The organism is Microbacterium sp. P2_F9 (assembly GCF_056403635.1).
This window is the reverse complement of the sequence record NZ_JBFUFC010000349.1, coordinates 1-2,026: the sequence shown is the minus strand read 5'-3', so window position 1 is coordinate 2,026 and position 2,026 is coordinate 1. Positions and strand designations below refer to the sequence as shown.

Here is a 2,026-nt window from a genome sequence, read left to right as displayed (position 1 = left end):
GTGTCCGCGGCGGCCAGCGCAGCGGCGTCCGCGGCCCCGGCGAGTCGCTGGGCGAAAGTCGCCGCTGCGCCGACCGAGGCGAGCCCGACCGTCATCGCTGCGGCCACCCCGACGATCGCGACGGACAGGACGGCGCCCGCCATCAGAGTCCTCCGGCAAGTGCGCAACTGGAGGCGTGGACGGTGAGGATGCCGAACCCGGCGGGAGCGCTCGCCGCGATGCAGACGAGGTCGCCCGGCCAGGAGATCTCAGCCTCCGAGCCGGGCACGGCATCGGCCAGCACGCCCAGCGCCCGACTGGTCGACTCGCCGCGCGCCACCAGGCGAGCCGCATCGGCCGAGGCATCCTGCAGCCGAATCTGGCGGATACCCGACCCCAGTGCCCCTCCTGCGAGCACGAGCAGCAGCACCACCGCGGGCAGCGCGACCGCGAACTCGGCGACGACCGAGCCGCAGTCATCGCCGAGCCGCGGCCGTCTCATGCCACCGTGAGGGCGCGCCGCACCAGATCGGTGAGGATTCCGCGCACTTCATCGGAGCGCATGATCACGACCAGAAGCCCCGCGAAGGCGACGGCCGCCATGGTCGCGATCGCGTACTCGGCGGTCGCGGCGCCGGTGTCGTCCGAGAACAGCACCCGGGCGCGACGGCGGGTCAGGGTAGGTATGGACATGGATACTCCTTCTTCATCAGTGATAGACGGGCACGACACGGGAACGGCCGAGAGGTCGGCTGGGCGTCACAGCGACAGGGACATCGTCGACATGACGCTGAGCAGCATCGGGGCGACCCCCAGCAGGAGGAACGCGGGCAGCGTGCAGACACCGAGAGGAATGAGCAGCCGCGACGAGAGCTTCGCTGCGCGCACGCGGCCGTCGATCCTGGCGCGATGCCGGGCGAGCGCGGCGGAAGCCCGCAGGAGCTCGGCAGCCGGGACTCCCGCGCGACGCGAGAGCGCCAGCACGGCCTCGGTAGCGGCATCCGCCGGCGCGCCCGTCGCCGCGAGCACCGCGGCGCGCGCGCGATCGATCGAGACCCCGCCGGTCAGGGCGATCGCGAACAGCTCGGCACCGATGCCCGGGATGCCGGGCGCCGCGCCCGCGCGTCGCACCAGCGCACTCGTCCAGCGGTGGGCGGTGAAGATCAGTGCCACCCCGGTGACCAGGCATCCGATGCCGAGGGGATTCGTCGCGAGGGTGAGCAGCGTGTCGAATCCGAGCGCGACTCCGAGCCCGACGGCCACCAGGGGCAGCCACGCCATGAGCTTCGCGGTGCCGGCCGGCTCAGCGAGCGCGACCCGGATGTCGTCGTCGGCCTCGGCCGCGTCGCGCAGCGCTCCGGCCAGCGCGCGCAGGCTGACCGCGAGCGGGGCGCCGACGTCGGCGGCGATCGTCCAAGCAGCCGCCAGGTCGATCCACTCCGGCCCGCAGCCTGCGATCGCGTCGGCGAGCGGTATGCCGCGACGCACTTCGCCGGCTACGCGGGTCGCCACCGGATCGCCGTCGTCGGCGAGGTGACCCCACGCACGCAGTGGGACGATTCCGGCCTGCAGCAGCACCGCGAGACGGAGCACGGTCTCCGCCGCCGTGTTCGGCGCCCTGGTGTTCCCGATCGTCGGCGTGCCTTTCGGCTCCTGCCGGGTGCCGGCCTCCCGCAGCCCGATCACGCGCTCGTCCACGGCACTTCCTCGATGCCGAGCCGCCCGTAGTCTCCGATGATCGGGCGCCCGATCGCGGCGAGCCTGCGAGAGCCGTCCGGATCACGCTCCACGTGCAGCACGAGATCGAAGGCGCTCGCCGCCTGACGTGCGAGAGCGTGATCGTCGAGCCCGGCGAKGGCGCCGAGTGCCTCGAGGCGCGCAGGCACCTCGTGCAGCCCATTGGCGTGCAAGGTGCCCGCGCCTCCGTCGTGTCCGGTGTTCAGAGCCGAGAGCAGCTCGCGCACTTCTTCACCGCGGCACTCCCCCACCACCAGCCGGTCGGGTCGCATCCGCAGCGCCTCGCGGACCAGCCGCGCGAGCCCGATTC

The 2,026-nt window shown here is 73.0% G+C and carries 4 protein-coding genes; all 4 read right to left on the bottom strand.

Going from position 1 to position 2,026, the window contains the following annotated elements:
- Positions 1 to 142 precede the first annotated feature (142 nt).
- Positions 143 to 481 (bottom strand): TadE family type IV pilus minor pilin, encoded by a 339-nt coding sequence (locus AC1DVT_RS19840; protein WP_477391070.1) that lies wholly within the window; start codon positions 479 to 481, stop codon positions 143 to 145.
- Positions 478 to 672, bottom strand: a complete 195-nt coding sequence (locus tag AC1DVT_RS19835; protein WP_457099245.1) for a DUF4244 domain-containing protein — start codon at positions 670 to 672, stop codon at positions 478 to 480. The genes AC1DVT_RS19840 and AC1DVT_RS19835 overlap by 4 nt, the downstream gene beginning before the upstream one ends.
- Before the next feature lie 66 nt (positions 673 to 738).
- A complete protein-coding gene (locus AC1DVT_RS19830) occupies positions 739 to 1,677 on the bottom strand; it encodes a type II secretion system F family protein (RefSeq protein ID WP_477391068.1) in 939 nt (312 codons plus the stop codon).
- Positions 1,662 to 2,026 (bottom strand): ATPase, T2SS/T4P/T4SS family (locus AC1DVT_RS19825; RefSeq protein WP_477391066.1); only part of this gene is annotated, 365 nt, incomplete at its 5' end. The genes AC1DVT_RS19830 and AC1DVT_RS19825, both read right to left, overlap by 16 nt.